The organism is Pseudomonas sp. NPDC098747, from assembly GCF_044760045.1.
Classification (GTDB): domain Bacteria; phylum Pseudomonadota; class Gammaproteobacteria; order Pseudomonadales; family Pseudomonadaceae; genus Aquipseudomonas.
Genome location: NZ_JBIWAL010000019.1, coordinates 1 through 25049, shown reverse-complemented (window position 1 = coordinate 25049; position 25049 = coordinate 1). Strand labels below are relative to the sequence as shown.

27 protein-coding genes and 1 pseudogene are annotated in these 25049 nt (G+C 59.2%); 9 read left to right on the top strand and 19 right to left on the bottom strand.

All coding sequences use genetic code 11. The features are described from left to right. Positions 1-2: 2 nt before the first annotated feature. The gene (locus ACIQVE_RS13950; protein ID WP_402809092.1) at positions 3-749 is read right to left on the bottom strand and encodes a gluconate 2-dehydrogenase subunit 3 family protein; all 747 of its coding nucleotides are present in this window, start codon (positions 747-749) and stop codon (positions 3-5) included. Between the two features lie 305 nt (positions 750-1054). On the opposite strand from ACIQVE_RS13950, the gene ACIQVE_RS13945 reads away from it, so the two are divergent. Next, positions 1055-1699, top strand: a complete 645-nt coding sequence (locus tag ACIQVE_RS13945; RefSeq protein ID WP_402809089.1) for a dual specificity protein phosphatase family protein — start codon at positions 1055-1057, stop codon at positions 1697-1699. Here the strand turns inward: ACIQVE_RS13945 and ACIQVE_RS13940 are convergent, their stop codons facing one another. The 3 genes from ACIQVE_RS13940 to prlC form a co-directional block, all read right to left on the bottom strand. After that, entirely contained in the window at positions 1700-3730 is a 2031-nt protein-coding gene (locus tag ACIQVE_RS13940; RefSeq protein WP_402809087.1) for a M3 family metallopeptidase, read from the bottom strand. A 111-nt stretch (positions 3731-3841) separates the two neighbouring features. Beyond that, the gene (locus tag ACIQVE_RS13935) at positions 3842-4132 is read right to left on the bottom strand and encodes a YheV family putative zinc ribbon protein (protein WP_115147877.1); all 291 of its coding nucleotides are present in this window, start codon (positions 4130-4132) and stop codon (positions 3842-3844) included. Beyond that, a complete protein-coding gene (gene prlC / locus ACIQVE_RS13930) occupies positions 4129-6207 on the bottom strand; it encodes an oligopeptidase A (RefSeq protein WP_402809084.1) in 2079 nt (692 codons plus the stop codon). Before prlC ends, ACIQVE_RS13935 begins: the two co-directional genes overlap by 4 nt. 62 nt (positions 6208-6269) lie before the next feature. Here prlC and ACIQVE_RS13925 point away from each other — a divergent pair, with 62 nt between their 5' ends. Together ACIQVE_RS13925 and ACIQVE_RS13920 are read left to right on the top strand one after the other, a co-directional pair. Beyond that, complete coding sequence (locus ACIQVE_RS13925) at positions 6270-6815, top strand: gamma carbonic anhydrase family protein (RefSeq protein WP_402809082.1); 546 nt, start codon at positions 6270-6272, stop codon at positions 6813-6815. 28 nt (positions 6816-6843) lie between these two features. Then, positions 6844-7494, top strand: coding sequence for an HAD family hydrolase (locus tag ACIQVE_RS13920; RefSeq protein WP_402809080.1), 651 nt, complete (start codon positions 6844-6846; stop codon positions 7492-7494). Positions 7495-7601: 107 nt separating this feature from the next. Here the strand turns inward: ACIQVE_RS13920 and ACIQVE_RS13915 are convergent, their stop codons facing one another. After that, positions 7602-8678, bottom strand: coding sequence for an aminopeptidase (locus ACIQVE_RS13915; protein WP_402809077.1), 1077 nt, complete (start codon positions 8676-8678; stop codon positions 7602-7604). A gap of 59 nt (positions 8679-8737) precedes the next feature. Between ACIQVE_RS13915 and ACIQVE_RS13910 the strand changes: the two genes are divergently transcribed. Together ACIQVE_RS13910 and ACIQVE_RS13905 are read left to right on the top strand one after the other, a co-directional pair. After that, positions 8738-9160: a hypothetical protein gene (locus tag ACIQVE_RS13910; RefSeq protein WP_402809074.1), complete on the top strand. Its 423-nt coding sequence runs from the start codon at positions 8738-8740 to the stop codon at positions 9158-9160. Between the two features lie 40 nt (positions 9161-9200). Then, positions 9201-9620, top strand: coding sequence for a hypothetical protein (locus ACIQVE_RS13905; protein WP_402809073.1), 420 nt, complete (start codon positions 9201-9203; stop codon positions 9618-9620). A gap of 6 nt (positions 9621-9626) precedes the next feature. Here ACIQVE_RS13905 and ACIQVE_RS13900 read toward each other — a convergent pair whose 3' ends face one another. Next, on the bottom strand, positions 9627-9866 hold the full coding sequence (locus ACIQVE_RS13900) for a DUF1161 domain-containing protein (protein WP_402809070.1): 240 nt from the start codon (positions 9864-9866) through the stop codon (positions 9627-9629). A gap of 253 nt (positions 9867-10119) precedes the next feature. Continuing rightward, positions 10120-10551, bottom strand: a complete 432-nt coding sequence (locus ACIQVE_RS13895; RefSeq protein ID WP_402809067.1) for an OsmC family protein — start codon at positions 10549-10551, stop codon at positions 10120-10122. A gap of 240 nt (positions 10552-10791) precedes the next feature. Between ACIQVE_RS13895 and ACIQVE_RS13890 the strand changes: the two genes are divergently transcribed. After that, on the top strand, positions 10792-11793 hold the full coding sequence (locus tag ACIQVE_RS13890) for an LLM class flavin-dependent oxidoreductase (RefSeq protein WP_402809065.1): 1002 nt from the start codon (positions 10792-10794) through the stop codon (positions 11791-11793). A gap of 258 nt (positions 11794-12051) precedes the next feature. Here ACIQVE_RS13890 and ACIQVE_RS13885 read toward each other — a convergent pair whose 3' ends face one another. Together ACIQVE_RS13885 and ACIQVE_RS13880 are read right to left on the bottom strand one after the other, a co-directional pair. Then, positions 12052-12276, bottom strand: coding sequence for a DUF1161 domain-containing protein (locus tag ACIQVE_RS13885; RefSeq protein ID WP_402809063.1), 225 nt, complete (start codon positions 12274-12276; stop codon positions 12052-12054). Positions 12277-12404: 128 nt separating this feature from the next. Continuing rightward, the gene (locus ACIQVE_RS13880) at positions 12405-12620 is read right to left on the bottom strand and encodes a dodecin (RefSeq protein ID WP_095190283.1); all 216 of its coding nucleotides are present in this window, start codon (positions 12618-12620) and stop codon (positions 12405-12407) included. 157 nt (positions 12621-12777) lie between these two features. Here ACIQVE_RS13880 and ACIQVE_RS13875 point away from each other — a divergent pair, with 157 nt between their 5' ends. Continuing rightward, positions 12778-13104 carry a YqjD family protein gene (locus ACIQVE_RS13875; RefSeq protein WP_402809059.1) on the top strand — a complete coding sequence of 109 codons (327 nt, stop codon included), beginning with the start codon at positions 12778-12780 and terminating at the stop codon, positions 13102-13104. On the opposite strand, the gene ACIQVE_RS13870 is transcribed toward ACIQVE_RS13875, so the two are convergent. Then, a complete protein-coding gene (locus tag ACIQVE_RS13870; protein ID WP_402809056.1) occupies positions 13077-13994 on the bottom strand; it encodes a LysR family transcriptional regulator in 918 nt (305 codons plus the stop codon). The two genes, ACIQVE_RS13875 and ACIQVE_RS13870, sit on opposite strands and share 28 nt — an antisense overlap. Before the next feature lie 120 nt (positions 13995-14114). On the opposite strand from ACIQVE_RS13870, the gene trpB reads away from it, so the two are divergent. Next, a complete protein-coding gene (trpB, locus tag ACIQVE_RS13865; RefSeq protein WP_402809054.1) occupies positions 14115-15347 on the top strand; it encodes a tryptophan synthase subunit beta in 1233 nt (410 codons plus the stop codon). Further along, positions 15347-16159, top strand: a complete 813-nt coding sequence (trpA, locus tag ACIQVE_RS13860; protein ID WP_402809052.1) for a tryptophan synthase subunit alpha — start codon at positions 15347-15349, stop codon at positions 16157-16159. The genes trpB and trpA overlap by 1 nt, the downstream gene beginning before the upstream one ends. Positions 16160-16513: 354 nt before the next feature. Here trpA and ACIQVE_RS13855 read toward each other — a convergent pair whose 3' ends face one another. The 9 genes and pseudogenes from ACIQVE_RS13855 to ACIQVE_RS13815 all read right to left on the bottom strand — a co-directional run. Further along, entirely contained in the window at positions 16514-18475 is a 1962-nt protein-coding gene (locus tag ACIQVE_RS13855; RefSeq protein ID WP_402809051.1) for a DUF4105 domain-containing protein, read from the bottom strand. Next, a complete protein-coding gene (locus tag ACIQVE_RS13850; RefSeq protein ID WP_402809048.1) occupies positions 18472-18792 on the bottom strand; it encodes a DUF2388 domain-containing protein in 321 nt (106 codons plus the stop codon). The genes ACIQVE_RS13855 and ACIQVE_RS13850 overlap by 4 nt, the downstream gene beginning before the upstream one ends. A gap of 42 nt (positions 18793-18834) precedes the next feature. Further along, the gene (locus tag ACIQVE_RS13845) at positions 18835-19143 is read right to left on the bottom strand and encodes a DUF2388 domain-containing protein (protein ID WP_402809046.1); all 309 of its coding nucleotides are present in this window, start codon (positions 19141-19143) and stop codon (positions 18835-18837) included. Positions 19144-19250: 107 nt separating this feature from the next. Next, positions 19251-19568 carry a DUF2388 domain-containing protein gene (locus tag ACIQVE_RS13840; protein WP_402809045.1) on the bottom strand — a complete coding sequence of 106 codons (318 nt, stop codon included), beginning with the start codon at positions 19566-19568 and terminating at the stop codon, positions 19251-19253. 336 nt (positions 19569-19904) lie between these two features. Further along, positions 19905-20120 (bottom strand): DUF1127 domain-containing protein, encoded by a 216-nt coding sequence (locus ACIQVE_RS13835; protein WP_009041553.1) that lies wholly within the window; start codon positions 20118-20120, stop codon positions 19905-19907. A gap of 321 nt (positions 20121-20441) precedes the next feature. Continuing rightward, complete coding sequence (locus ACIQVE_RS13830; RefSeq protein ID WP_402809043.1) at positions 20442-21935, bottom strand: acetyl-CoA hydrolase/transferase family protein; 1494 nt, start codon at positions 21933-21935, stop codon at positions 20442-20444. Between the two features lie 214 nt (positions 21936-22149). Continuing rightward, complete coding sequence (locus ACIQVE_RS13825; RefSeq protein ID WP_210553212.1) at positions 22150-23583, bottom strand: NAD(P)(+) transhydrogenase (Re/Si-specific) subunit beta; 1434 nt, start codon at positions 23581-23583, stop codon at positions 22150-22152. Next, positions 23583-23903: an NAD(P) transhydrogenase subunit alpha gene (locus ACIQVE_RS13820; RefSeq protein ID WP_003187417.1), complete on the bottom strand. Its 321-nt coding sequence runs from the start codon at positions 23901-23903 to the stop codon at positions 23583-23585. The genes ACIQVE_RS13825 and ACIQVE_RS13820 overlap by 1 nt, the downstream gene beginning before the upstream one ends. Positions 23904-23960: 57 nt before the next feature. After that, positions 23961-24974 (bottom strand): annotated as a pseudogene (locus ACIQVE_RS13815) (NAD(P) transhydrogenase subunit alpha); the annotation flags it as partial. Between the last annotated feature and the right edge of the window lie 75 nt (positions 24975-25049).

Here is a 25049-nt window from a genome sequence, read left to right as displayed (position 1 = left end):
GCTCACGCCCTCTCGCCGCGAATCGAAACTGCCGGGAAGGGGTATTGCTCGTTGCGTTCCACCCAATCCATGAAATCGGCGCGGGCGCCGGGGAAGCCGATCATGGTCCAGCCGACCATGCCTTTGTTACCGCCATGGATCGGGTCGCAGAAGAACCCTTCCTTGGAGTTTTGCAGCAACAGATTGAAGAAAATCTTCGCCGGGACGCTATCGAACTGCGGTTTGCCGGCTTCGAGTTGCTTGAGCAAATCCTCTCGGGTAGCGCTGTCTTGCTCGGCAAATGTTTTGCCGTTGAGGGCTTTTGTCCACTGATCCGTGGCGGCGATGCCGAGGCGATAGATCTCTTTAGGGACCAGTTTGCTCTGCCATCCCATCTCCGGGGCCGCTTCAGCGTTGAACGGGCCCTGCATGTACCAAAGTGCTCCGGCGGCATACGGCGTGTTCATCTGGCGATCGATGTATTCCGGCACGCCGGCTTCAATCGCGCCCGGGCCTTGAGCATCGCTGGGAATCAACTGCGCCACGGCAGCATTGATGAACGCCCATTCCTCGGCGGTGAAATAGCTCGGCTGATAAGCGCCGGCGTCAGCGCGAATCGGTTGTGGCGCGGGGGCAGCGGGCGCGGTTTCAGGTGCAGCTTGCAATACGCTGCTGCCCAGGCCAGCGCCGGCCAAGGTGACGACGGGAATCAGGGTCAGGGATTTGCGCAAGAACTCACGCCGCGGGTTGTCTCGATTTTCATCAGACATTGGTTGCACCTCATCAGGCATCAAGATTGGTCAGCCGTTTCTGCGAACGGCGTGAGGATTTATCGTCGCGACGTGGCGGTTTGCCCCAGAAAAGGGCGACGCGTCTGCAACATGATGTGACAAATGGTAGCAGGCTAAGCATCGCGATGAATCGATTAAGCGCAAAAAGACTGGAATTGCGCGGCTGGGGTTGAGGAAAAAACGCGGGTTCACGCTTCTTTGACAACAGGCTCACGGGGCTTTGACCGCCAGATGGCGAAGCTGCGGGTCCCGTCACTGAACAATCCCGATACGGTCAATCCAGCATGTCCCGAGTGCGTCTTTTTCCTGCTTTGTGTTTTTCGCTTGTAGCGCTGTTTCCGTTGATTCCGGTCCAGGCTGCCGAGCCCGCGGCACTTCGTCCTGCGGAGTGGGCGCAACCGGTTGAGGTGCAATACAACTTGTTCCAGATGTCGCCAACGCTGTACCGCAGCGCGTTGCCCAACGACGGTGCCGTGCCGTTGCTGAAGAATCTCAAGGTGGCCACGGTGATCAACTTCCTGCCCGAAGCCGATAGCAACTGGCTGTCCACGCCCGGCATTCATCAAGTGCAATTGCCGTATCGCACCAACCACGTCGACGACAGCGATGTGCTCAAGACCCTGCGTGCGATCCAGGAAGCGCAGGCCAGCGGCCCGGTGTTGATGCATTGCAAGCACGGGTCCGACCGCACCGGGCTGATGGCCGCGATGTACCGCGTAGTGGTGCAAGGCTGGAGTAAAGAGGACGCCCTGAACGAGATGACTCAAGGTGGTTTTGGTGAAAGCGGCCACTTCCACGACAGCGTGCGCTATGTGATGCAGGCGGATGTCGACAAGCTGCGAATCGCGCTGGCCAACGGTGATTGCAGCACCAGCGCATTTGCGACCTGTTCGCTGAAGAGCTGGTTTCAGACGGTTAATCTGAAGTGATCAATCGGTGGTGGCGGCAAAGATCTGCGTAGTGACCGGTTGGCCGAGAAAGATTTCAAGCGCGCTCAGCAACGAGCCTGAGTCGCCGGGGGCAAAGAACGCCTCGCGAAAAGCGCGGCCCGTTTGCGGTTCGAAAACCCCGTCCCGCTGGAACCGCTTGAACGCTTCGGTCGCCAACACCCCCGACCATTTGTAGGCATAGACCGACGCTTCGTAACCGGTCACCAGGTAGTCAAAGCCAAAGGCGAAACGGTGATAACCCGACAGTCGCAGTTGCGGCATCTCGCGTTGCACATCCTCGAACACCTGTTCGATGCTGCGACCATCGCCTGGGCTGCGGTGCAACTCCAGATCAAACAGCGCCATCAGCAGCAGCGTGGCGGTTGATCGACTGGTGTGGGCGCCAAGCGCAGCCAGTGCGGTGTTGACCCGTGCCTCTGTCAGACGTTCGCCGCTCTGGTAATGCGTCCCCAGCCACAGCAGAAACTCCGGTGACTGACACCATTGCTCGAATAACTGCCCGGTGAATTCGGCGGTATCGCGTCCCAGTTGAGAGATCCCCGCCAGGTTGCGATGGGGCGAGCGCGTCAGGACATGCTGCAAACAGTGGCCGAACTCATGAAACAGCACGCGCAGGTTTTCGTGAGAGAGCAGGCACGGGTGCGCGTCGGTGGCAGGCGGGAAATTGCAATTAAGACAAGCGATCGGCAGCGATGGCCGCCCCTCGGCATTGATGCTGCGGATGCGTAGTACGGAGGAGAAAGCGAAGTCAGTGGCGTCTTCGCGGTGGAAAGGGTCAACGTAGATGTGCCCGATCACTTGCCCGTGCTCGCTGACATTCAACAGTCGGACGCTTTCATGCCAGTGGCTGAGTGCTGTCTGCTCGACGATGGTGATGCCGAACAGGTGCTCGCAAAACCGGCAGAGCTGACGCAACGTGTCATCAAGCGAAAAATACTGGCGCAAGCCTTTTAGCGCCCCATTCAATTGCTGTAGGCGTAATTGCTCGGCGAGAAAATCTTCGTCCCACGGCTGGATGTTGGCAATACCTTGCGTCGGTGCAAACGCTTTCAGCGCCTGCGCATCGCTCAGCAGGGTCGGCGTGTTCAGCACCACTTGCTGACGTATAAAGGCCCTGACTTGCGCGGGGGACGTGGCCATGCGGTCTGCCAGACGTAACTGGGCGAAGTTCTCGAAGCCCAATAATTTAGCCTTTTTGTGACGCAACGCGACCAGCACAGTCAGCACTGGGTCGTTGTCGAGTTTGTCCGCCCGCGGACCTCGATCGGAGGCGCGATTGATCCAGGCTGTGAAGTATTCTTCGCGCAGCGAGCGGTTTTGCGCATGGGTCATGACTTGTCGGTAGGTGTTCTGATCCAGCGTGAGCAGCCAGCCGTTGTGTCCCGCCATTTTCGCATTGAGTGCCAGGCGTGCCTGCTCCTTGGCAGGCAGGCCTTCAAGTTGCGTAACGTCGTCGACGCGCTTGCTCCACGCGGCGTTGGCCAGTTCCAGATTGCTTTGAAACAGTTGCTCCAGACGCTGGATGTCGCGGTTCAGGCGGGCAAGCTTTTGCTGTTGCGCTGGCTGCAGTTCGATGCCGGACAAGCGGAAGCTGCGCAGAATCTTCGCCAGCGAGGCTTTGCGCTGATCATCGAAACTGGCGGCAACCGAACTCTGCGCCAGGCGTTGGTAAGTACGGTACAACTCGAGATTGGCGGTCTTGTCGGCTACGTACTGGCCTGCAGCCAGGCTGCACAATGCGCTTTCCCTGAGCCAGTCGGCGTCGTCGGATTTGACCGTCGAGAGCGTGTCGATAATGCCCATGGCATCGCCCAGGCGCGCATCGGCAGTATCGATGGTCACCACCAGATCATCCCAGTTTGGATGCTCGGTCTGGCTGGCGATCACGTGTTCGATGATCTGGTAATTTTCGGCAACGATAACGTTGATGGCCGGCAGCAGATGCTCGGCGCGAATCGCCGACCACGGCGGCAGTGTCCAGTGTTGTAAAAGTGGATTGGTGTCAGGCATGGCGTCTTCCTTGAGGGGTGGCTGAAAGGGCCAGCCTAAGGAGGAAGCGCAGGGGAAGGGCGGTAGATAGTTACCACCTTCCACCGCTGATCGGTGGAAGGTGGTACTGATTCAGTGTTGCTCGTCAGGCTTTTTCGCCAGTTTCGGGTTGGGGAAGAACTGCACCGCCTGGACTTTCTTGTCCGCTGGCGGTTTGAGCGCGCTGGTGTTGACCCGCGTGCCCAGCTCTTTTGGAACTGACAACCCTTGCTCGTTCAGCGTGTCGGAGTAACCGCAGGCCACGCATTCGCGGTGCGGTACGGTGTCCTCGTTCCACATCATCAGCTTGTCCGGCTCGCTGCACGCCGGGCAGACCGCCCCTGCGATAAAGCGCTTTTTAGTGATCACAGGCCCCTCACTCATGCTGCCGCGCCCTCACTCAGGCCGCTGTGGCGCAACAGTGCGTCAATCGATGGCTCACGACCACGGAAGTCGACGAACAGCACCATCGGCGCTTGCGAGCCGCCGCGCGCCAGAATTGCTTCGCGGAAAGCGCGACCGGTTTCAGCGTTGAGCACACCGTCTTCTTCGAACTTCGAGAATGCATCGGCCGACAGCACTTCCGCCCACTTGTAGCTGTAGTAACCCGCCGCGTAACCGCCGGCGAAGATGTGCGCGAAGCTGTTAGGGAAACGGTTGTAGGCCGGCGGACGCATCACCGATACCTCGTCACGCACGCCTTCAAGCACTTGCAGTGGACTGCGGCCGTCACCGTGGGTGGCGTGCAGTTCGAAGTCGAACAGCGAGAATTCCAGCTGACGGACCATCATCAGGCCGGACTGGAAGTTTTTCGCCGCGAGCATTTTTTCCAGCAGATCCTGAGGCAGCGGCTCGCCGCTTTCGTAGTGACCGGAAATCAGCGCGAGGCCTTCCGGCTCCCAGCACCAGTTTTCCATGAACTGGCTCGGCAACTCGACCGCATCCCACGCCACGCCGTTGATGCCCGACACGCCGGCATGCTCGACGCGGGTCAGCAGGTGGTGCAGGCCATGACCGAATTCGTGGAACAGGGTGGTCACTTCATCGTGGGTCAGCAGCGCAGGCTTGCCGCTGTCGGCCGGGGTGAAGTTGCAGACGAGGTTGGCCACCGGGCTTTGCAGTACGCCGTCGACAGTGCGACGACGGTCGCGGGCACCGTCCATCCACGCACCGCCACGCTTGTTGGCGCGGGCATACAGGTCGAAGAAGAAGCGTCCGACGTGCTGGCCGTTTTCCTTGATCTCGAAGAGGCGTACATCCGGGTGCCAGGTGTCGAAGCCTTTTTGCTCAGCGATCTCGATGCCGTACAGACGCTGGACGATGGCGAACAGACCGCCCAAAACCTTATCGATCGGGAAGTAGGCGCGCAGGGTTTCCTGGGCGACGCTGTAGCGTTGTTCGCGAAGTTTTTCGCCGTAGAAACCCACGTCCCAGCTTTGCAGATCGGCGCAGCCTTGCTCGGCGGCGTAGGCACGCAGTTGTTGCAGATCCTGAGCGGCGAACGGTTTGCTGCGCTTGGCCAGATCGCGCAGGAAGCTCAGCACCTGATCGCTGGAATCGGCCATTTTGGTCGCCAGGCTCAGTTCGGAGAAACTGGCGAAGCCCAAGAGTTTTGCCAGTTCCTGACGCAGGTCGAGAATTTCTTCCATCACCGGGCCGTTGTCGTTCTGACCGGCGTTCGGGCCTTGATCCGACGCGCGGGTGCAGTAGGCGGCGTAGACTTCTTCGCGCAGCGCACGGTCCTGGGCGTAGGTCATCACCGCGTAGTAGCTCGGGAACTCCAGAGTGATCAGCCAGCCATCGAGGTCTTTGGCCTGTGCGGCGGCAGCCATCTGTGCTTTGGCCGAATCGGTCAGGCCGGCGAGGGTGGCTTCGTCAGTGACGTGCTTGGTCCACGCTTGGGTAGCGTCGAGCAGTTGGTTGGAGAAGCGGCTACCCAACTCGGACAGCTTGCTCTGCACTTCGGCGTAGCGCTTTTGCTCTGCTTCAGGCAGGTCGATACCCGACAGACGGAAGTCACGCAGGGCGTGTTCCAGGATAGTTTTCTGCGCCACGTCGAAACCGGCGCTTTCCGGGCTGTTGGCCAGGGCTTCATAAGCCTGGAACAGTTCGCGGTTCTGGCCCATCTCGGTGGAGTAGGCGCTCAGCGCTGGCAGGCACGACTCGTAGGCGTCACGCAGTTCGGCGCTGTTGCACACGGCGTTGAGGTGGCTCACCGGGCTCCAGGCGGCGCCGAGGCGATCGTTGAGTTCGTCCATCGCCAACACCAGGCCAGCCCAGGTAGGGTTCTGAGCTTGGGTCTTGAGGATCTCGGCGATGGCGGCGCGGTTGTCGGCCAGAATGCTTTCAATCGCTGGCAGGACGTGTTCGGCACGGATCGTGGAGAACGGCGGCAGGTCGTAGGACTGCAGAAGAGGGTTGTTCACGCTCACGGTTGGCACCTTGGCTGGAAGAAACATGCGCCCATCTTAATTACAATCGACACTCACCGCAGCTATCGGCGACAGAGAGAGAACTAATCGTGTCCCTTCGCAAGTATCAGAATCACACCCCTCGCTTGAGCAAAGGCGCATTTGTCGACGGCTCGGCGGTGGTGATCGGCGACGTCGAAATCGGCGCAGACAGCTCCGTTTGGCCGCTGACCGTGATCCGTGGCGACATGCACCGCATCCGCATCGGTGCGCGCACCAGCGTGCAGGATGGCTGCGTGCTGCACATTACCCACGCCGGCCCCTTCAACCCCGATGGCTTCCCGTTGTTGATCGGCGATGACGTGACCATCGCCCACAAAGTCATGCTGCATGGCTGCACCGTCGGCAGCCGCGTATTGATCGGCATGGGCAGCATCGTCATGGACGGCGCGGTGGTCGAGGACGATGTGATCATCGGCGCCGGCAGCCTGGTGCCGCCGGGCAAGCGATTGCAGAGCGGCTTCTTGTACGTGGGTAGTCCGGTGAAACAGGTCCGGGCACTGACCGACAAGGAAAACGCCTTCTTTACCTACAGCGCCGCGAACTACGTGAAGCTCAAGGACCTGCATCTGGCCGAAGGCTACGACCAGATCTGATTCGTCATACACCTGCTCAGGATTTCTCATGCATTACCAGACCGTACTGTTCGACCTCGATGGCACCCTGACCGACCCGCGTGAAGGCATCACCCGTTCCATCCAGTTCGCGCTGGCCAAGCTCGGCATCGATGAGCCGGACCTGAGCAAACTCGAACACTTTATCGGCCCGCCACTGTTGCAGGCGCTCATGCAGTTTTATGACTTTGATGAAGCCAAGGCGTGGGAGGCGGTGAATTTCTATCGCGAGCGCTTCAAGGTCACCGGGCTCTACGAAAATCGCGTGTTCGATGGCGTCACGCCGCTGCTGGAAACCCTCAGTGGTCAAGGGCGGCAGCTGTATATCGCGACGTCCAAACCTAGGGTATTCGCCCGGGAGATTGCCCGCCACTTCGACTTTGCCCGGCACTTCAAGGTGATCTACGGCAGTGAACTGGATGGCACGCGAACCAACAAGGTTGAACTGATCGCGCATCTGGTCGCGGAAGAGGGGCTGGACCCGGCGAACACCTTGATGATCGGCGATCGCAAGCATGACCTGATCGGTGCGCGCAGCAATGGGCTGGACGCGGCGGCGGTGGGTTATGGGTTTGGCAGTTTTGAGGAGTTGAATGCCGAGGCGCCGGCTTATCACTTTGAAACATTGGGTGAGTTGCATCAGGCGTTTTTGCAGCGCTAATGAAACAGCTTTCGCGAGCAAGCTCGCTCCCACAGGGTTATGTGAACGCTGCAAAACCCTGTGGGAGCGAGCTTGCTCGCGAATGCGACAGTTCAGCCAATACAAAATCAGAATTCTGTCAGTGATTTCAATGCCGCCTTACGCTCCACAACCGGCAAACCCCCCAACCTCTCCACCTCAGCATAAAACCTCAGCCAATCCCCCCCAACCTGCCTGAACAACGCCGCAAATGCCGGCACCCATTGGTCATACAGCCCGAACGGCAGCAGCCGCGCATTGTTCAGCGGCGTATTCACCCAAGCGTCATAACGCTTGTCGCCGGCCCACTGGGTGTCACGCATTACTCGGTAATCCCGGCGAAACTGCTCGAGCTCCGCCGCTTTGCGCTCGCGCATCTGCCCGGCCGGCAACGGCTGCGCATACAACTTCTCCAGCCGCGAGCGCGTAGCAAGCACCAACTCAATGAACTGATCACGCTGCTTGAGCCGTGAGTGGGTATCCGCCGGCAAACCACGAAACGCTCGCCATTGGCGGGTGCCCTGCTGCTCGACAAACGTGGCAAACGACTCGTTGAACTCAGTGTCGTCCTTCACATAGAACTGCTGATGCGCCAGTTCATGGAAGATCAGCGTAGCCAGGCGTTCATCGCCCCAGCCCATCATCGAATTGAGGATCGGGTCGTTGAACCAGCCCAGCGTCGAATAGGCCTCGACGCCGCCAATCGACACGTCCATGCCCTGCAAACGCTGGATCGCAGCTTCGCCCCGCGCCGCGCTCTGGCTGTAATAACCGCGATAGGCCACGCACCCGGCAATCGGGAAACAGTGGTTTTGCGGGGTCAGGGAAAACTCTGTGGTGGCGAACACATTCCACACCACGAAAGGCCGGCCGATGTCGGCGTACAGGCGATAACTCTGGTTGTCTGGCAGGTGCAGGTGCTCGCTTGCAAAAGCCCGGGCCTGCTGCGACTGGGCCAGGTGCGTGCGCAATTTGGCATCGCGGCTCGGGTCGGCGATCACCTTGGCCACCGGTTCGCGGGCCCGCAGCAATTGCAACTGACCACTGGCCAACTGGCTGTAATAGCTGACGCTTGCACAACCGTTGAGCAACAAAAGCATCACACCCGGAAACAAAATCCGAAAAACGCGATCAAGTAACCGATGGCTTGGAAGCGGCCTGATCAAAATAAGAAACCCCCTGGAAAGTCTGCCCGCAAGACTATCCCGCCCATTGGAGCTTCGCTATGCGCATGTTGATGCTGACAGGAGGCCTGCTGACGCTGGCCGGTTGTGCCGGATTCGGAATGCCCGATCCTGACCCCTCGCAAGCCTGGGTCGATCTCGATGCCCGGCAGCAAGACACGGCGCTACAGGCGCTGCAAGTCGATAGCACGGCTACCGTCGACAAACGTTACTTCGAGGTGCAGCCCGGCAGTCATGAACTGAAGGTGCGTTATCAATTCCCGGTCGAGGCGACCAATATCGGCCCGAACGCCGAGCCGCTCTGGCGCGATTGCCAGTTGAGCGTGAAATTCAAGGACTTCAACGCGGGCCAGCGGTATCAGTTGCAGGCCGGCAGTATCGGTTTCCGCCCGTGGGCGAAACTCTATGACGAGCAGCGCAAAGTCGTCGGGCAGGGTACGCCGGCGGGCTGTCAGAAAACCTGATCGGCGCTATGCTGGCGGTCCAATCCAAAGGACATCGATCATGCGCAGGTTGACGCTGTTGCTTGCTGCAAGTGTGGTTGCCGGCTGCCAGAGCCCGATGCCGGCGGCCGATCCGACCAAGGCCTGGGTCGACTTTGCCATGCCCACCCCCGGCGGCAAGGTGCTGATGGCCGAACGATTGGACAAGCAAAGGATGACCGACGGGCGATTTTTCCAGGTCACGCCGGGCAGTCACGAGCTGACGGTGCGCTTTGATTTCGAGATATTCGGCGGCGGTCAGGGTATGGACACCGATCCGCAGGAGCGGCTGTGTTACATGACCGTGCGCTACGATCATTTCGAGGCCGGGCAACGTTATCGGCTGGAGGCACGGTCGCTGGCCTTCACGCCAAGCGCCCGGTTGATCAATGGCCTGGGGCAGGTCGTTGCCGAAGAACGTCAGGTTAACTGCGTGCCTTGAGCGATCTCAGTCGTCGTTCCTTTGATAGACGATTGCTTTCGTGCCGTTTTCACACGAGCCCACGACCATGGCGATGTCATGCTTGGCGGCCTCTTCCTTGCTGACGATTTCCAGCGTGTAGGACGGCACGGCTTTAGCCTGAATCTTGACCTCGATTTCTTTCCTGAGCTCTTCGCAGTCTTTAGGTGCGGCAAAAGCGGAGGTGGCCAGTGCACTGCAGAGAATCGCCAAGCCAATACGTTTCATGAGTGAAGCTCCTTGAGGCAGCGCGCACGGGCGTGCGCTGAGGCTGCTGTCACGTATACGACCACATTTTCGAAACGCGAGTTCTGACTTCGCTCACAAACTTTGGTTAGCCTTTGCCTCTGTGCTGATTTCCAGATTGCTTTCGCGAGCAAGCTCGCTCCCACAGGGTTATGTGAACGCCGTAAAACCCTGTGGGAGCAAGCCTGCTCGCGAAGGCGTCGGCACTGCCAACGCCTGAATCAGCCTTGGAAAATCAGCTGACTAGCGAAGCCTCAAGGGTAATCTTCGCATTCAAAACCTTGGACACCGGGCATCCTTCCTTGGCCTTGTTGCTCAGTTCTTCAAACTGCGCCTGGCTTGCACCCGGAATTTTCGCCTTGAGAATCAGCTTCACCGCCGAGATCGCGAAACCGCCCTCTACCTGATCGAGAGTGACTTCGGCCTGGGTGTCGATGCTGTCGGCTTTCAGGCCGGCATCGCCGAGAATCATCGAAAACGCCATGGAGAAACAGCCGGCATGCGCCGCGCCGATCAGTTCTTCAGGGTTGGTGCCTTTGCCGCCCTCGAAGCGGGCTTTAAAGCCGTAGGGTGCTTCTCTGAGGACGCCGGTTTCGGTGGAAATGGAGCCGATGCCGGTTTTCAGATCACCTTCCCAATGTGCGGATGCTTTCTTCACGATAGCCATGTCTGCCTCCTCAAGATCTGGCGCGGGACGCCGCGCCTTCGTGGTTTTTACTTGCAAGGCTTCTGAGGATAGACGTCAGGACAAAGTTCAGCCTGTCTGAATCGTTGACTTTTTTAGTAGGATTTTTCGTTCTGCTATTGAAACTCGGGTATATGCCCTCATTGCATAAAACACGCTTATGGATTCGGCAGGTTTTCGTTTGCAAGAAGAACCTGCCTCCTCACTCGGAGACGCAGGTTTATGAAGCAACTGTCCGACGTAAAATTTTCCACACTCGATCTGGTGCCCGTGCGCGAGAACGGCAGCCCGGCGCAGTCGCTGCGCAATTCGCTGGACTTGGCGCAGCACGCCGAAAAATTCGGTTACACGCGGTTCTGGGTGGCTGAACACCACAACATGGACGGCATCGCCAGTTCCGCCACTTCGGTGCTGCTCGGTTATCTGGCCGGCGGTACCTCGACCATCCGTGTCGGTTCTGGCGGGGTGATGCTGCCCAACCATGCGCCGCTGGTGATCGCCGAACAGTTCGGCACGCTGGAAAGCCTGTATCCCGGACGTATCGACCTCGGTCTGGGCAGGGCGCCGGGTTCTGATCAGATGACCGCCCGCGCACTGCGCCGTGAGCGTTCTGGCAGTGCCGATGACTTCCCGGAAGACGTTGCCGAACTGACGCGTTATCTCGGCCCGCGCACCCCGGATCAACGGGTGATCGCCATGCCCGGCACTGGCACCAACGTGCCGATCTGGCTGCTCGGTTCCAGCCTGTTCAGTGCGCAACTGGCCGGCGAGCGCGGTTTGCCCTACGCCTTCGCCTCGCATTTCGCCCCGCGCTTCATGCACGAGGCGATCCGCGTCTACCGCAATCACTTCAAGCCGTCGGCGGTGCTCGACAAACCTTACGTAATGCTCGGTGTGCCGCTGGTGGCTGCGGACACTGATGAGCAAGCTGATTTCCTGGCGACTTCGGTGTACCAGCGAATCCTCGCGCTGATGCGTGGGCAAAGCCTGGTGCAGCGCCCACCGGTGAAAACCATGGACGGCCTGTGGCTGCCGCATGAACGTGAAGCGGTGGGAGATTTTCTCGGTCTGGCGATGGTCGGCAGCCCGGCGAAAATCCGCGCGAAACTGGAGGTGCTGATTGAGCAAACCCAGGCGGATGAGCTGATCTTTACCTCCGACTTGTATGAACATGCCGATCGCGTGCGTTCGTACGAGTTGCTGGCGCAGGTGATGAAGGGCTGAACGTCAGGTGCTGACGAGCCCCTCACCCTAACCCTCTCCCGGAGGGAGAGGGGACTGACCGAGGCGTTCGGGCGATATATACCGACCTGAGAAACCGAGTGGACTGGGGTTCTGAAGATTACGCAAATCGGCTCCCTCTCCCTTGGGAGAGGGCTGGGGTGAGGGGCTGGATCTGGCCCACACCGACGAACTCAAGCCGTACGCAGCAGCCAAAAAAAAGCCGACGCATTCGCGTCGGCTTTTGCATTTCAGGCGCGATCAACCGCGTTTGTAGACGATTTCCTTGGCGCCGCCTTCACATCTGCCAATAACCTTGCCGTCAGCCTCAGCGCCCTTATCGACGATTTCCAGTGTGTAGTTGGAAACACCCTTGGCATCCATCTTCGCGGCAATCTCTGCCTTCAACTCTTCACAAGGCTTGCCGGCTGCAAACGCACCACCCGCAAGGCTCAACAAACCTACTGCCAACATGAACTTCTTCATCGGTCGCACTCCCTGGTCGGATTAAAAGAGGCGGGCATCGGGTCATCCACCCGATGCGCCCACCCTGTAGCGCTTTGCCATTCCTATGGCACTCGGCCAGCGCGCAAGTTCAGAAGTGTCGACCAAACTCAGCTACTGGCGATACGGAACCCTACTTTCAGCGTCACCTGAAAGTGCGCAGCTTTACCGTCCTTGATGTGGCCACGGGTCTCGGTCACTTCAAACCACTCCAGATGCTTGATGCTCTTGTTGGCTTCGGCCAACGCATTGTTGATGGCGTCTTCGATGCTGGTTGGGGACGAGCCGACCAGCTCGACTTTTTTGTACGTGTGATGGTCACTCATGGCGATCTCCTTGGGATGTGGAATTGAGACTAGCAGTGAATTTGCACTGTTGATTTCGGCGGCGTTGAGCAGGCGAAGTTCAGAATTTCTGCACTTTCTCAATCCGCTGAAGTCCCAACCAACACACGCCACTCATCACCAATGCAGGAGAGCCACCATGGCCAACACCTCTTTACGTAAAGCCTCATTGCAAAGCATGGAAGCGGAAATCGAGAGTCTGCTCAAGTCGTTGGAAGGCCTGAAGGACGACGCCTCGGACGAGTCGCGCAAGACCCTCAAGGCGCTGAAAAGCAATGCCGAAAGTGCGCTGAAACATTCGCGTCACCTGCTCAGCGATGCTTACGAAGAAGTCAAAGTGAAAACCCGCGAGACCGGGATTGCCACCCGCGATTACGCTCAGGAACATCCATGGACCACCGCAGGTGTTGCGGTGGGTGCTTTGGGTCTGTTGGCCGCTTACTTGATGTTCAAGCGCGGCGAGTGATCCGGCTGGCGCAGTTCTTGTTTGAGCCATTGCGCCAGTTGCCGGGCGCGCCCATCCGCGGCGCGCTTGGGTAGCCACAACGCCAGTTGCGCCGGGGTTTCACAGAAGCCCCACGGCGCAACCAGGCGACCCGCCCTCAAATCCTCAGTGACCAACGGCTCCGGCGCGATTGCCACACCAAGGCCAGCCACTGCGGCTTCCAGCAAATAATACAAATGCTCAAAACCCTGCCCGAGCTTCAACGCCTTGGCGTCGAGGTGATTTTGCTGTGCCCAGCTCGGCCAGGCTTGCGGCCGCGATGTCGTGTGCAGCACAGGCTCATTGAGTAGTGCTAAGGCTGGCGCGGTTTGCAGGCGTTGATAGCCGTTGAACAACGGACTCATTACCGGGCCGATGCGTTCGGCCGCCAGTTCATAGACCTGCATATCTGCGGGCCATGGCGGTTCTGCGAACAGCAGCAGTGCATCCAGTCCGGGTCGCCTGGGATCAAGATCACCTTCACCGGCTGACAAATGCAGACGCAAATCCGGCAGATCGGCATTCAGCCTTCCCAGTCGGGGAATGAACCAGCGAGCCAGCAGACTTCCCGAGCAGCCGAGCACGAACGGCGCGTCTGCGGTGCTTTGTGTCAGCTCGGCACAAACACTGCGCAGGCGATCAAACGCCTCGCCGCTGACATCGCGTAAACGCACTCCGGCATCTGTGAGTTTCAAGCCGCGACCATCCTTGACGAACAGGCTGACGCCAAGGTGTTCTTCGAGCACCTTGAGCTGGCGGCTGACCGCGCCATGGGTGACGTGCAGTTGCTCGGCGGCCTGGCTGACGCTGTTCAGCCGGGCAGTGGCTTCGAAGGCGCGCAAGGCGTTGAGCGGGGGAAGGTCATGGCTCATGGTATCTGTGAGTTTTCCTGACAGGTTGTGGCGATCTTATCGGTTTTCAGCATAGAAGGTCAGGGGTAGAGTGGGCGTCATTGTCTTCTCACGTCATTCCCGATTCTGCTGGAGCAACCCATGACCCAGACTTCGAACACTTCCGATCTGCGTAACGGCCCTGACGCCAACGGCCTGTTTGGCTCGTTCGGTGGCCGCTACGTGGCTGAAACCCTGATGCCGTTGATCCTCGATCTTGCCCGTGAATACGAGACGGCCAAGGAAGATCCTGCATTCAAAGAGGAATTGGCCTACTTCCAGCGCGATTACGTCGGACGTCCGAGCCCGCTGTATTTCGCCGAGCGTCTGACCGAGTTCTGCGGCGGCGCCAAGATCTACCTCAAGCGCGAAGAGCTGAACCACACCGGCGCGCACAAGATCAACAACTGCATCGGCCAGATCCTGCTGGCGCGGCGCATGGGCAAGAAACGCATCATCGCCGAGACGGGCGCCGGCATGCACGGCGTGGCGACTGCGACCGTGGCGGCGCGTTTCGGTCTGGATTGCGTGATCTACATGGGCACCACCGACATCGAACGCCAGCAGGCCAACGTGTTCCGCATGAAGCTGTTGGGCGCCGAAGTGATCCCGGTAGTGGCCGGCACTGGCACGCTCAAAGACGCGATGAACGAAGCGCTGCGTGACTGGGTGACTAATGTCGACAGCACCTTCTACCTGATCGGCACCGTGGCTGGCCCCCACCCGTATCCAGCGATGGTTCGCGACTTCCAGGCCGTGATCGGCAAGGAAACCCGTGACCAACTGCAAGCGCAGGAAGGTCGTCTGCCAGACAGCCTGGTGGCGTGCATTGGCGGCGGTTCCAACGCCATGGGCCTGTTCCACCCGTTCCTCGACGACAAGAGCGTCGAAATCATCGGCGTTGAAGCGGCCGGCTACGGCATTGAAACCGGCAAGCACGCGGCCAGCCTCAACGGTGGCGTTCCGGGTGTGTTGCACGGTAACCGCACCTTCCTGTTGCAGGACGACGACGGCCAAATCATCGACGCTCACTCGATTTCCGCCGGCCTCGATTATCCGGGTATCGGCCCTGAACACGCCTGGTTGCATGACATCGGCCGCGTCCAGTACACCTCGGTGACCGACGACGAAGCCCTTGATGCGTTCCACAAATGCTGCCGCCTGGAAGGAATCATTCCTGCCCTGGAAAGCGCCCATGCCCTGGCCGAAGTATTCAAACGCGCACCGACCCTGCCGAAGGATCACCTGATGGTGGTCAACCTGTCGGGCCGTGGCGACAAAGACATGCAGACCGTTATGCACCATATGGAACAGTCCAAGCAGGAGAAACACTGATGAGCCGCCTGCAAACCCGTTTTGCCGAACTCAAGCAACAGAATCGCGCCGCGCTGGTGACCTTCGTTACCGCCGGTGACCCGGATTACGACACCTCGCTGGCGATCCTCAAAGGCTTGCCGAAAGCCGGCGCCGATGTGATCGAGTTGGGCATGCCGTTCACCGACCCGATGGCTGACGGTCCGGCGATTCAACTGGCGAATATCCGTGCGTTGGGCGCCAAGCAGAATCTGCTGAAAACCCTGCAAATGGTTCGCGAGTTTCGTGAAGACAACAGCGACACGCCGCTGGTGCTGATGGGCTATTTCAACCCGATTCACATGTATGGCGTGCCGCGCTTCATTGCCGATGCAAAAGAGGCTGGTGTCGATGGCCTGATCGTTGTCGACATGCCGCCGGAGCACAACGAAGAACTGTGCGACCCGGCGCAGGCTGCCGGTCTGGATTTCATCCGTCTGACCACGCCGACCACCGACGACGCGCGCCTGCCGAAGGTGCTCAACGGCAGTTCCGGGTTTGTTTACTACGTATCGGTTGCCGGCGTCACCGGTGCCGGTGCGGCAACGCTGGAGCACGTCGAAGAGGCGGTCACCCGTCTGCGCCGCCATACCGATCTGCCGATCAGCATTGGTTTCGGTATCCGTACGCCGGAGCAGGCTGCGTCGATCGCCCGGCTGGCTGACGGGGTTGTGGTGGGTTCGGCACTGATCGATCACATCGCCAATGCCGCGACTGCGGATCAGGCCATCGACGGCGTATTGAGCCTTTGCTCGGCGTTGGCAGAAGGCGTGCGTAAGGCACGCGTCAGCTGAAGGTAAAGTTCCTGATACAGAGGAATTAGCGCCTCGCGGCACAGACTAAACCAGCAAAAAGGGCTTCAGGACTACGTTCTGAAGCCCTTTTTGCTGTCAGTGCAGTGAGTGAGGATCGAAGGAATACCGACATGGAGGGGATGCGAAGTTCTGGATGGGGTTTTGTACTGACTGGCTCGATCCCCTGTGGCGAGGGGATTCAGCGAAACGTCGCACCGCCCCGTTCGGCTGCGCAGCAGTCGCAATCCAGCGACTGCGGTTTATTTGATTGACCGCTTGGGCTGAATTTTGGGGCTGCTTCGCAGCCCAACGGGGATAAATCCCCTCGCCACAAGGTGTGTTTTTAATTCGGGTCTATGGCAGTTCCAACCCACCCGAAGCCTTATGCAATTTGCGCAAATGCCCGCCAATCTGTTTCACGTTGTCCTCGCTGGCGGCGATCTCGGCGGCGCGTTTGGGCTCCAGCAACTTGCGTACTTCCTTGTCCAGATCGCCGCTCAGTACCAGCAGCTTTTTCTGCCGCTGGCTGCTTTCTTCTTGCAGTCGGCTGAATTCACTGGGTTGCGGCAAACCGTAACCTTTTGAATCCAGCAGTTCCGCCGGACGACTGAGGAAGCCGCTGTTGGCGAGGATTTCCTGCAAGGTCGCATTGGCCTTGTCCATCCCGCCGTTTTCCAGTTCCCGCGCGCCGAGGTAACGCTGTTTGACCTCGTCCTGCGCGAGCAATAACTGTCGGCGGAAACTCGCCTGCTCCAGCAGCAACAGCGCGGCGCTGGTGCGCAGGTCGGCGCGGTCGAACCATTCACGGCGTTCTTCGGCCGACAACGAAAGCCATTCCTCGACGGTATTCTCTTTGATCGGCAGCTGCTTCTTCAGCACGTCGAACATCGCCTGATAGCGATCGCGGAATGAATCGAAGCGATAGCCCAACCGCAACGCCTCTTTCGGATCGTCCAGCACGCTGGTATCGGCGAGACCGCGCCCCTTGAGCACTTCCAGCAAACCGTTGGGCATGATGCTGTCGAGGCCGGTCAGTTGGGCGTTGTTGCTGCCGCTGCGCAACAGTTTCAAACCTTCCACCGCGCAGTTGTTGGACAGGAAGAAATAGTTGCCGTCATAGCTCCAGTGCATCTCGGCGGCGTGTTCGACCACGCCATCGATTTCGCTGCGTGACAGATTCAGCGGCACGGAGGCGAGGCTGCGCAGTTCGGTCTTGGTGTATTCGTCGATCACCTGCGCCAACGGCAGGACGAACAGCCGCGAGGGGTATTTGCCGACCAGTCCGTCCCAACTCGACAGCTGTACATCGCCAACAAAGGCGCGGTAGGACAGCACCAGATGTTGATCCAGATCGAGCCGGCAATCCGGGCCGCGGGGCCGCCCCGGTGCACAGATCACCAGGCGCAACATACTGTGACCCCAGCGGCTGACCCAGTTCTGATTGGCCTCGGCCAGCAGGTAATCGACGGCGTAGACCCGCTCCGGATCGACTTGTCCCAATGGTTGCTTGGCGAAGTCGTTGCCGGCGTTCAAAAACGCGAAGGTCTTGGCGCAGGTGTTCCTGGCAGGTGGCGCCCAGCCGAAGTGATCCTTGTAGTACTGATACAGCGCCGGGCGGCGGCATGCGTAGCTCGGGTCGAGGAGGAAGTACTCCATGTTGACCGCGACGAACTCCTTGGGACTGGAGATTTCGTACAGATCGGGGCTGCGGGCAATCTGTCGGTTGTTTTGCTCGCGCTCGCCACGACGGCCGACGTATTGCGGCCAGCCAGCGAGGTCGAGCAATCGCGGGTCATCACTAAGGGTGAAGCGGCGGCCGTTCTGACCACGACACTCATCGGGAATACCGATCAGCCCTGCACTTTTGAAGCGCCGGGTGCAGCGCTGGATCAGCGTGCGTTCGTCACTCGGCCAGAGGCGCGCGCGGTCATAAATGTGGGTGATTTCGTGCAGCACCGTGGCGAGCATTTCCTGACGCACAGTGCCGTGGGGGCGATTGGTTTTCTCTTTCGCTGCGCTGCCGTCGGTAAGGCTGGCGAGCAGTTTACGGTTCAGATCGAGTTCGGCGACCAGGGTGGCCTGGCCATAGGCATTGCCGGGCATGTCATCGGTCCAGCCGACATCGATGCGCCGATCCAGCCGCTCGATGAAGCTCGGCGGCAAGGCCTGCATGGCTTCATCTATCAGTGCCTGGCTGGCCTGTTGTTGGGCGGGGCTCAGCCCGTCGGTCTTGAGCCGCAATTGCAGGCCGGCGTGGGCGCTGTTGCCAAGCAGCAACAACGCCCCGGCCAGTAGCCAGGTGCGAAGTGACTTCACAGTGCGAGGATGGCTTCGGCGAGAACCTGATCACTGGCGTCGCGAGCTTCCGGCACGCGCGTGCGCAAGGTGTTGAGGGCGGCTTCCAGGTGCGCGCCACGGATATCACCGTTGCTGGCGACGAAACTGGCGGCGTCGTCGTGGGCTTCGCGGATGATTTTCGAGTCGCGGATCGACGTGGTGGTATCGGATGTGAAATCGATGGTGCGCTGGGAGGCACGAACGATGATGTTACTGGTGGCTACCAGGGTGTGCGCCTGGGCCACTTCGGCCAACAAAAACAGGCCAAGGGCGGCAGCAATCAGCGGGCTACGCATGGAACGACTCCGAAGGGCAATGTTAACAAGGGACTGGAATAACTATTGGACGAGAATTGCCTCTGCCAGTTCAAGGTCACTGACATGAAGTTTCGGCCGGGTTTTGCGCAGGTAGTGGAGTGCGGATTCCAGTCTAGCGCCCCGCAATTCACCGTCGCTGGCAACAAACACCGCCGCATCATCGTGAGCGACAAGCAGCAGTTTACGGTCGAACGGCGCGGAAGACACCATGCCGGTGGCCCAGATGCTGACCACTGTGTTTTGCGTGGAGACATCGAAAGCGTGGGCTTTAGTCATCCAGCAAGCAGTTAACAATACGGAAGGGATCAGCAATTTTTGAAGAAAAGGCATGGGACTCGGCAACTGTTGGCGAGCCGTAAGGCTAGCGCAACGCCCGAGCTAGAGCCAGTGCCGAAATATCGGGACACGACCGGCGTGTCCCGCCATGCCGCGAACGCTTAGATGGTCAGAATGGCCTGAGCCAACTGAGCGTCGGTGGCTTCCAGCTGTGGGGCCTGTTGACGGATGTGATCCAGCGCGCTTTCCAGTTTCACGCCACGGATGTCACCGTGGGTGGCGACGAAGCTGGCAGCGTCGTCACGGGCAGCCAGCACGATCTTGTCGTCACGGAACGAAGAGGTGACATCCGACGTAGCGTCGGAGGAGGCTTTCAGGGCGCCGACAATCGAGTCGGTGGTCACGATGAAGCTGGTAGCGCTGGCATTGGCAGCCACGGCCAACAGGGCAGCGGCGCTGAGCATGCGAAGACGGGTCATGGGGTAACTCCTGTGGATAAACCGTAAAGAGAGGTGGCTCGGTATCTGAGGAGTCAGACGCCAGTTGCGCAACATTCGCCACGTACTGCATGGATATTAGGCTGCTATGCGCAATTCGCCCAGTGGTCAGAATACTGGCTATGACAGAATAGTTTTAACTGTACCTGTTCTTGTAGAGTATCTACTAACTGTACTTGTCTGCTGGCCTGAGCGTCTATCCTGGGGTTTTCAGGCGTCCATAACGACAAAACCCATCGTGGTTTCCCACGACGGGTTTTGTTTTATTCAATTCGGGTTGCTGGCGGTGGGTCTAACGACCAGAGCCAGCGACGCTACTTAGCGCCAGAACGGCTTGCTCAGCTCTTCGTAGCGTTGTGCTTCGCTGATACCGGCGTCAGCCAGCAGACGCGAATCCAGACGGGCCAATTGGTGGCGGCTGGAGATGCGGCGCTGCCACAACATCAGGTTGGCGAGAACGCGCAGAGGCATGGAAGCCTGGGTTTTTGCAGCTTTGTCTTCGAAGAACAGTTCGGAACTGAGTGTACGTTCCATGGTTGACATCCTTCCGCTTGTGGCGGGATCAGGTAGTGGTTTGACTGGTGCCCATGATCCTCTCGTTTGCCTAGTCTCACTAGATACAGTTCAACTGTATTGTGAGTGACCAGTTAACTGTTTATGGAGGGTGTACGGGTCGAAATTGGGCAAACTGTACCTGTCCGCACTTGATTGGTGCGTTTTCGCTCTTTTAAAAAGGAGGTGTAGGTATTTGCTGTAGGAAAAGACCGGTACAGCAGTACAGTTTTTGGAGGTATCGAAGTTTTCAGAATCCCGCCGACGCAAACTGTGTTTGCGCCAACGGAACATCTGTGTGAATTACACCTTCAACATGCGCCCGGTTTCTTCCAGGTTGATGTGCCAGCTCAGCGCTTCACGCAGGATATGCGGGGTGTGACCACCAATCGCACAGGCTGCGGTGAAGTAATCATCGAGCGCCTGGCGAAAGTCCGGGTGCACACAATTGTCGATGATTACCCGCGCCCGCTCGCGCGGCGCCAAGCCGCGCAGATCCGCCAGACCCACCTCTGTCACCAGAATGTCGACGTCATGTTCGGTATGGTCAACGTGGCTGACCATCGGCACAACGCTGGAAATCGCGCCGCCCTTGGCGATCGACTTGGTCACGAATATCGCCAGATGTGCGTTGCGCGCGAAATCGCCAGAGCCGCCGATGCCGTTCATCATCCGCGTGCCACAGATGTGGGTGGAGTTGACGTTGCCGTAGATGTCGAACTCAAGCGCCGTGTTGATGCCGATGATGCCTAGGCGCCGCACGACTTCCGGGTGGTTGGAAATCTCCTGCGGACGCAGTACCAGTTTGTCCTTGTACTTCTCCAGATTGCCGAACACGTCGCTGTTGCGCCGCTCGGACAAAGTGATCGAGCTGCCCGAGGCGAAGCTCAGCTTGCCGGCATCGATCAGGTCGAACGTCGAATCCTGCAGTACTTCGGAGTACATGGTCAGGTCTTCGAACGGCGAGTCGATCAGGCCGCACATCACCGCGTTGGCGATGTTGCCGATCCCGGCCTGCAACGGCCCGAGCTTGTTGGTCATGCGCCCGGCGTCGACTTCCTGCTTGAAGAAGGTGATCAGATGATCGGCGATGGCATTGGTGTCGACATCCGGCGCCGACACGGTGGATGGGGAATCGGGTTGCTGGGTGATGACGATGGCGACGATCTTTTCCGGCGGAATCGGGATCGCGGTGCTGCCGATACGGTCGTTGACCTTCACCAGCGGAATCGGCGTGCGAGTCGGACGATACGTCGGGATATAGATGTCATGCAGGCCTTCGAGGTTGGCGTTGTGCGCCAGGTTGATCTCGACGATCACCTGTTTGGCGAAAATCGCGAAGCTCGCCGAGTTACCCACCGAAGTGGTCGGCACGATGTGGCCCTGCTCGGTGATGGCTACGGCTTCGATGACGGCAATGTCCGGCAGCTTGAGTTGCTGGTTACGCAGTTGCTCGACGGTTTCCGACAGATGCTGGTCGATGAACATCACTTGGCCGGCGTTGATCGCCTTGCGCAGGGTGCTGTCAACCTGGAACGGCATGCGCCGCGACAGTACGCCGGCCTCGGTCAATTGCTTGTCGAGGTCGTTGCCCAGGCTGGCGCCGGTCATCAGGCTGATCTTCAGCGGCGTGACCTTGGCCCGCTCGGCCAGTGCATGAGGCACAGCCTTGGCTTCGCCGGCGCGGGTGAAGCCGCTCATGCCGACGGTCATGCCGTCCTCAATCAGAGCGGCAGCGTCGGCGGCGCTCATCACTTTGTCCAACAACGAAGGCAGGCGAATACGGTCACGGTACATGTATTTTTATCTCGGGCAGCGAGTAGCAGGATGCGCAGTCTAGTGAATTTGGCAGGTGCCTGTCCCGCTACCAAGGTCGCAAAAGAGGCGTCTATTGCGCGGGTTTCAAGTAAAACATCGTTACCGGATCTGCAACAACGCGGCATATTGTCCGACTGTTTGCACAAACAAAAACGCCCCGACGAGTCGGGGCGTTTGGTGTAGCAGGCGAAAGTTACTCGACGGCTTTAACCATGTCTTCGATGACTTTCTTCGCGTCACCGAACACCATCATGGTCTTGTCCAGATAGAACAGTTCGTTGTCCAGGCCGGCATAGCCGCTGGCCATAGAGCGCTTGTTGACGATGATGGTCTTGGCCTTGAACGCTTCGAGAATCGGCATGCCGGCAATCGGCGACTTCGGATCGTTCTTGGCGGCCGGGTTGACCACGTCGTTGGCGCCGAGCACCAGCACCACGTCGGCCTGACCAAACTCGGAGTTGATGTCTTCCATCTCGAACACCTGGTCGTACGGCACTTCGGCTTCAGCCAGCAGTACGTTCATGTGCCCCGGCATCCGCCCGGCCACCGGGTGGATCGCGTACTTCACGGTCACGCCACGATGGGTCAGCTTCTCGGTCAGCTCTTTCAACGCATGCTGCGCACGGGCCACCGCAAGGCCGTAGCCTGGAACGATGATCACGGTGTCGGCGTTGGTCAGCAGGAACGTTGCGTCGTCAGCCGAACCGGATTTCACCGGACGTGCTTCTTTCGCACCGGCCGGGCCAGCGTCAACCGTATTGCCGAAGCCACCTAGCAGCACATTAAAGAAAGAACGGTTCATCGCCTTGCACATGATGTACGAGAGGATCGCACCGCTTGAGCCCACCAGCGACCCGGCGATGATCAGCATCGAGTTGTTCAGCGAGAAACCGATACCCGCCGCTGCCCAACCCGAATAGCTGTTGAGCATCGACACCACCACCGGCATGTCGGCGCCGCCGATCGGGATGATGATCAGCACGCCCATCACGAACGCCAGCGCCAGCATCAGCGCGAACGCGGTGAGGTTGCCGGTGAACATAAAGGTCAAACCGAGTGCCAGTGTCGCCAGACCCAGCACCGCGTTCAGCTTGTGCTGGCCGGTGAACTGTACTGGTGCGCCCTGGAACAGGCGGAACTTGTACTTGCCCGACAGCTTGCCGAAGGCGATCACCGAACCGGAGAAGGTGATTGCACCAATCGCCGCGCCAAGGAACAGTTCCAGACGGTTACCCGCCGGGATCGCGTCGCCCAGATGCTTGACGATTCCCAGCGACTGCGGCTCAACCACGGCGGCAATTGCAATGAACACCGCTGCCAGGCCGATCATGCTGTGCATGAAGGCGACCAGTTCCGGCATCTTGGTCATTTCAACGCGCTTGGCCATGATCGAACCGGCGGTACCGCCGACCAGCAGGCCGACGATCACATAACCGATACCGGCAGTGGCAAGCTCAGCGCCGAGCTTATAGATGAGGCCCACAGTAGTGAGGATCGCCAGACCCATACCGAGCATGCCGAACAGGTTGCCGCGGCGTGACGTGGTCGGGTGCGACAGGCCTTTGAGGGCCTGGATGAAGCAGATCGACGCGATCAGATAAAGCGTCGTGACGAGATTCATGCTCATTACTTCGGCGCCTCTTCTTTTACTTTCGGGGCTTTCTTCTTGAACATCTCAAGCATGCGGCGGGTGACCAGGAAGCCACCGAACACATTGACCGCAGCCAGCGCCACGGCGAGGGTGCCCATGGTCTTGCCCAGCGGGGTAACCGTCAGGGCCGCGGCCAGCATCGCGCCGACGATCACAATCGCCGAGATGGCGTTAGTCACCGCCATCAGTGGCGTGTGCAGTGCAGGCGTAACGTTCCAGACCACGTGATAACCGACATAAATCGCCAGCACGAAGATGATCAGGTTGTAGATACCGGGGGAGATAAGCTCTTCCATCGTCTGAATCCCTGCTTAGGCGTTTTTGCGGATGACTTGGAATTCGCGTCACATCATTCACGCGGCGAAGATTTCGTCTTCGAGGTTTAAGTATATCTTTTGTTGTTTATTGAAGACCAGCTTCAGGAAGTCCAGCAGGTTGCGCGCATACAGCGCCGAAGCGTCTGCAGCGACTTCACCGGCCAGATTGGTCGGGCCGGCGATCGTCACGCCGTTCTCGATCACGACCTGATCGGCCACGGTCAGCGGGCAGTTGCCGCCCTGCGCAGCCGCGAGGTCGATGACCACCGAACCCGGTTTCATCTGCGCCACGGTTTCCGCGCTTAACAGCGTCGGTGCCTTGCGGCCCGGAATCAGCGCCGTGGTGATGACGATGTCAGCCTGCTTGGCGCGTTCGTGCACGGCCTGGGCCTGACGCTGCATCCAGCTTGCCGGCATTGGCCGCGCGTAACCGCCGACACCGACGGCGCATTCGCGCTCTTCATCGGTCTCATAAGGCACGTCGACGAACTTGGCGCCGAGAGATTCGATCTGTTCCTTTACCGCAGGACGTACGTCGGACGCTTCGATGACCGCACCCAGACGTTTCGCCGTGGCAATCGCCTGCAAACCGGCCACGCCTGCGCCGAGAATCAGCACGCGCGCCGCTTTTACGGTACCCGCAGCGGTCATCAGCATCGGCATGAAGCGCGGATAGTAGTGAGCGGCCAGCAACACGGCTTTATAACCGGCAATGTTCGCCTGGGACGACAACACATCGAGACTCTGCGCACGCGAGGTGCGCGGCGCTGCTTCCAGGGCGAACGCGGTAATCCCGCACTCGGCCATTTTGGCGATAGTGTCGTTGTTGAACGGGTTGAGCATGCCAACCAGCACCGTACCGCGCTTGATCAGCGTCAGTTCGGCATCGCTTGGGGCAACCACTTTGAGAATCAGCTCGGCGCCAAACGCGTCATTGGCACTGCCAATGGTTGCGCCTGACGCTGCATAGGCAATGTCGACAACGCTGGCTTTAACGCCGGCGCCGGTTTGCACAGTGACCTTATGACCTTGGCTGATCAGCTTCTTAATTTTTTACTTGGTTTGAGCTTCGTGTTTTTAAAGTGTGTGTTTTTGGTTTTTTATATCTTTGTTCTCGTTATATTT

What these genes read in the sequence shown, in the direction of transcription:
- ACIQVE_RS13835 (WP_009041553.1), bottom strand. Translation starts at nt 20,120, where the DNA reads ATGGAACGTACACTCAGTTCCGAACTGTTCTTCGAAGACAAAGCTGCA.
- ACIQVE_RS13825 (WP_210553212.1), bottom strand. Translation starts at nt 23,583, where the DNA reads ATGAGCATGAATCTCGTCACGACGCTTTATCTGATCGCGTCGATCTGC.
- ACIQVE_RS13820 (WP_003187417.1), bottom strand. Translation starts at nt 23,903, where the DNA reads ATGGAAGAGCTTATCTCCCCCGGTATCTACAACCTGATCATCTTCGTG.
- ACIQVE_RS13950 (WP_402809092.1), bottom strand. Translation starts at nt 749, where the DNA reads ATGTCTGATGAAAATCGAGACAACCCGCGGCGTGAGTTCTTGCGCAAA.
- ACIQVE_RS13880 (WP_095190283.1), bottom strand. Translation starts at nt 12,620, where the DNA reads ATGAGTGACCATCACACGTACAAAAAAGTCGAGCTGGTCGGCTCGTCC.
- ACIQVE_RS13945 (WP_402809089.1), top strand. Translation starts at nt 1,055, where the DNA reads ATGTCCCGAGTGCGTCTTTTTCCTGCTTTGTGTTTTTCGCTTGTAGCG.
- prlC (WP_402809084.1), bottom strand. Translation starts at nt 6,207, where the DNA reads ATGTTTCTTCCAGCCAAGGTGCCAACCGTGAGCGTGAACAACCCTCTT.
- ACIQVE_RS13840 (WP_402809045.1), bottom strand. Translation starts at nt 19,568, where the DNA reads ATGACCCGTCTTCGCATGCTCAGCGCCGCTGCCCTGTTGGCCGTGGCT.
- ACIQVE_RS13870 (WP_402809056.1), bottom strand. Translation starts at nt 13,994, where the DNA reads ATGAGCCATGACCTTCCCCCGCTCAACGCCTTGCGCGCCTTCGAAGCC.
- ACIQVE_RS13900 (WP_402809070.1), bottom strand. Translation starts at nt 9,866, where the DNA reads ATGAAACGTATTGGCTTGGCGATTCTCTGCAGTGCACTGGCCACCTCC.
- ACIQVE_RS13830 (WP_402809043.1), bottom strand. Translation starts at nt 21,935, where the DNA reads ATGTACCGTGACCGTATTCGCCTGCCTTCGTTGTTGGACAAAGTGATG.
- trpA (WP_402809052.1), top strand. Translation starts at nt 15,347, where the DNA reads ATGAGCCGCCTGCAAACCCGTTTTGCCGAACTCAAGCAACAGAATCGC.
- ACIQVE_RS13895 (WP_402809067.1), bottom strand. Translation starts at nt 10,551, where the DNA reads ATGGCTATCGTGAAGAAAGCATCCGCACATTGGGAAGGTGATCTGAAA.
- trpB (WP_402809054.1), top strand. Translation starts at nt 14,115, where the DNA reads ATGACCCAGACTTCGAACACTTCCGATCTGCGTAACGGCCCTGACGCC.
- ACIQVE_RS13905 (WP_402809073.1), top strand. Translation starts at nt 9,201, where the DNA reads ATGCGCAGGTTGACGCTGTTGCTTGCTGCAAGTGTGGTTGCCGGCTGC.
- ACIQVE_RS13920 (WP_402809080.1), top strand. Translation starts at nt 6,844, where the DNA reads ATGCATTACCAGACCGTACTGTTCGACCTCGATGGCACCCTGACCGAC.
- ACIQVE_RS13845 (WP_402809046.1), bottom strand. Translation starts at nt 19,143, where the DNA reads ATGCCTTTTCTTCAAAAATTGCTGATCCCTTCCGTATTGTTAACTGCT.
- ACIQVE_RS13890 (WP_402809065.1), top strand. Translation starts at nt 10,792, where the DNA reads ATGAAGCAACTGTCCGACGTAAAATTTTCCACACTCGATCTGGTGCCC.
- ACIQVE_RS13940 (WP_402809087.1), bottom strand. Translation starts at nt 3,730, where the DNA reads ATGCCTGACACCAATCCACTTTTACAACACTGGACACTGCCGCCGTGG.
- ACIQVE_RS13850 (WP_402809048.1), bottom strand. Translation starts at nt 18,792, where the DNA reads ATGCGTAGCCCGCTGATTGCTGCCGCCCTTGGCCTGTTTTTGTTGGCC.
- ACIQVE_RS13875 (WP_402809059.1), top strand. Translation starts at nt 12,778, where the DNA reads ATGGCCAACACCTCTTTACGTAAAGCCTCATTGCAAAGCATGGAAGCG.
- ACIQVE_RS13935 (WP_115147877.1), bottom strand. Translation starts at nt 4,132, where the DNA reads ATGAGTGAGGGGCCTGTGATCACTAAAAAGCGCTTTATCGCAGGGGCG.
- ACIQVE_RS13910 (WP_402809074.1), top strand. Translation starts at nt 8,738, where the DNA reads ATGCGCATGTTGATGCTGACAGGAGGCCTGCTGACGCTGGCCGGTTGT.
- ACIQVE_RS13885 (WP_402809063.1), bottom strand. Translation starts at nt 12,276, where the DNA reads ATGAAGAAGTTCATGTTGGCAGTAGGTTTGTTGAGCCTTGCGGGTGGT.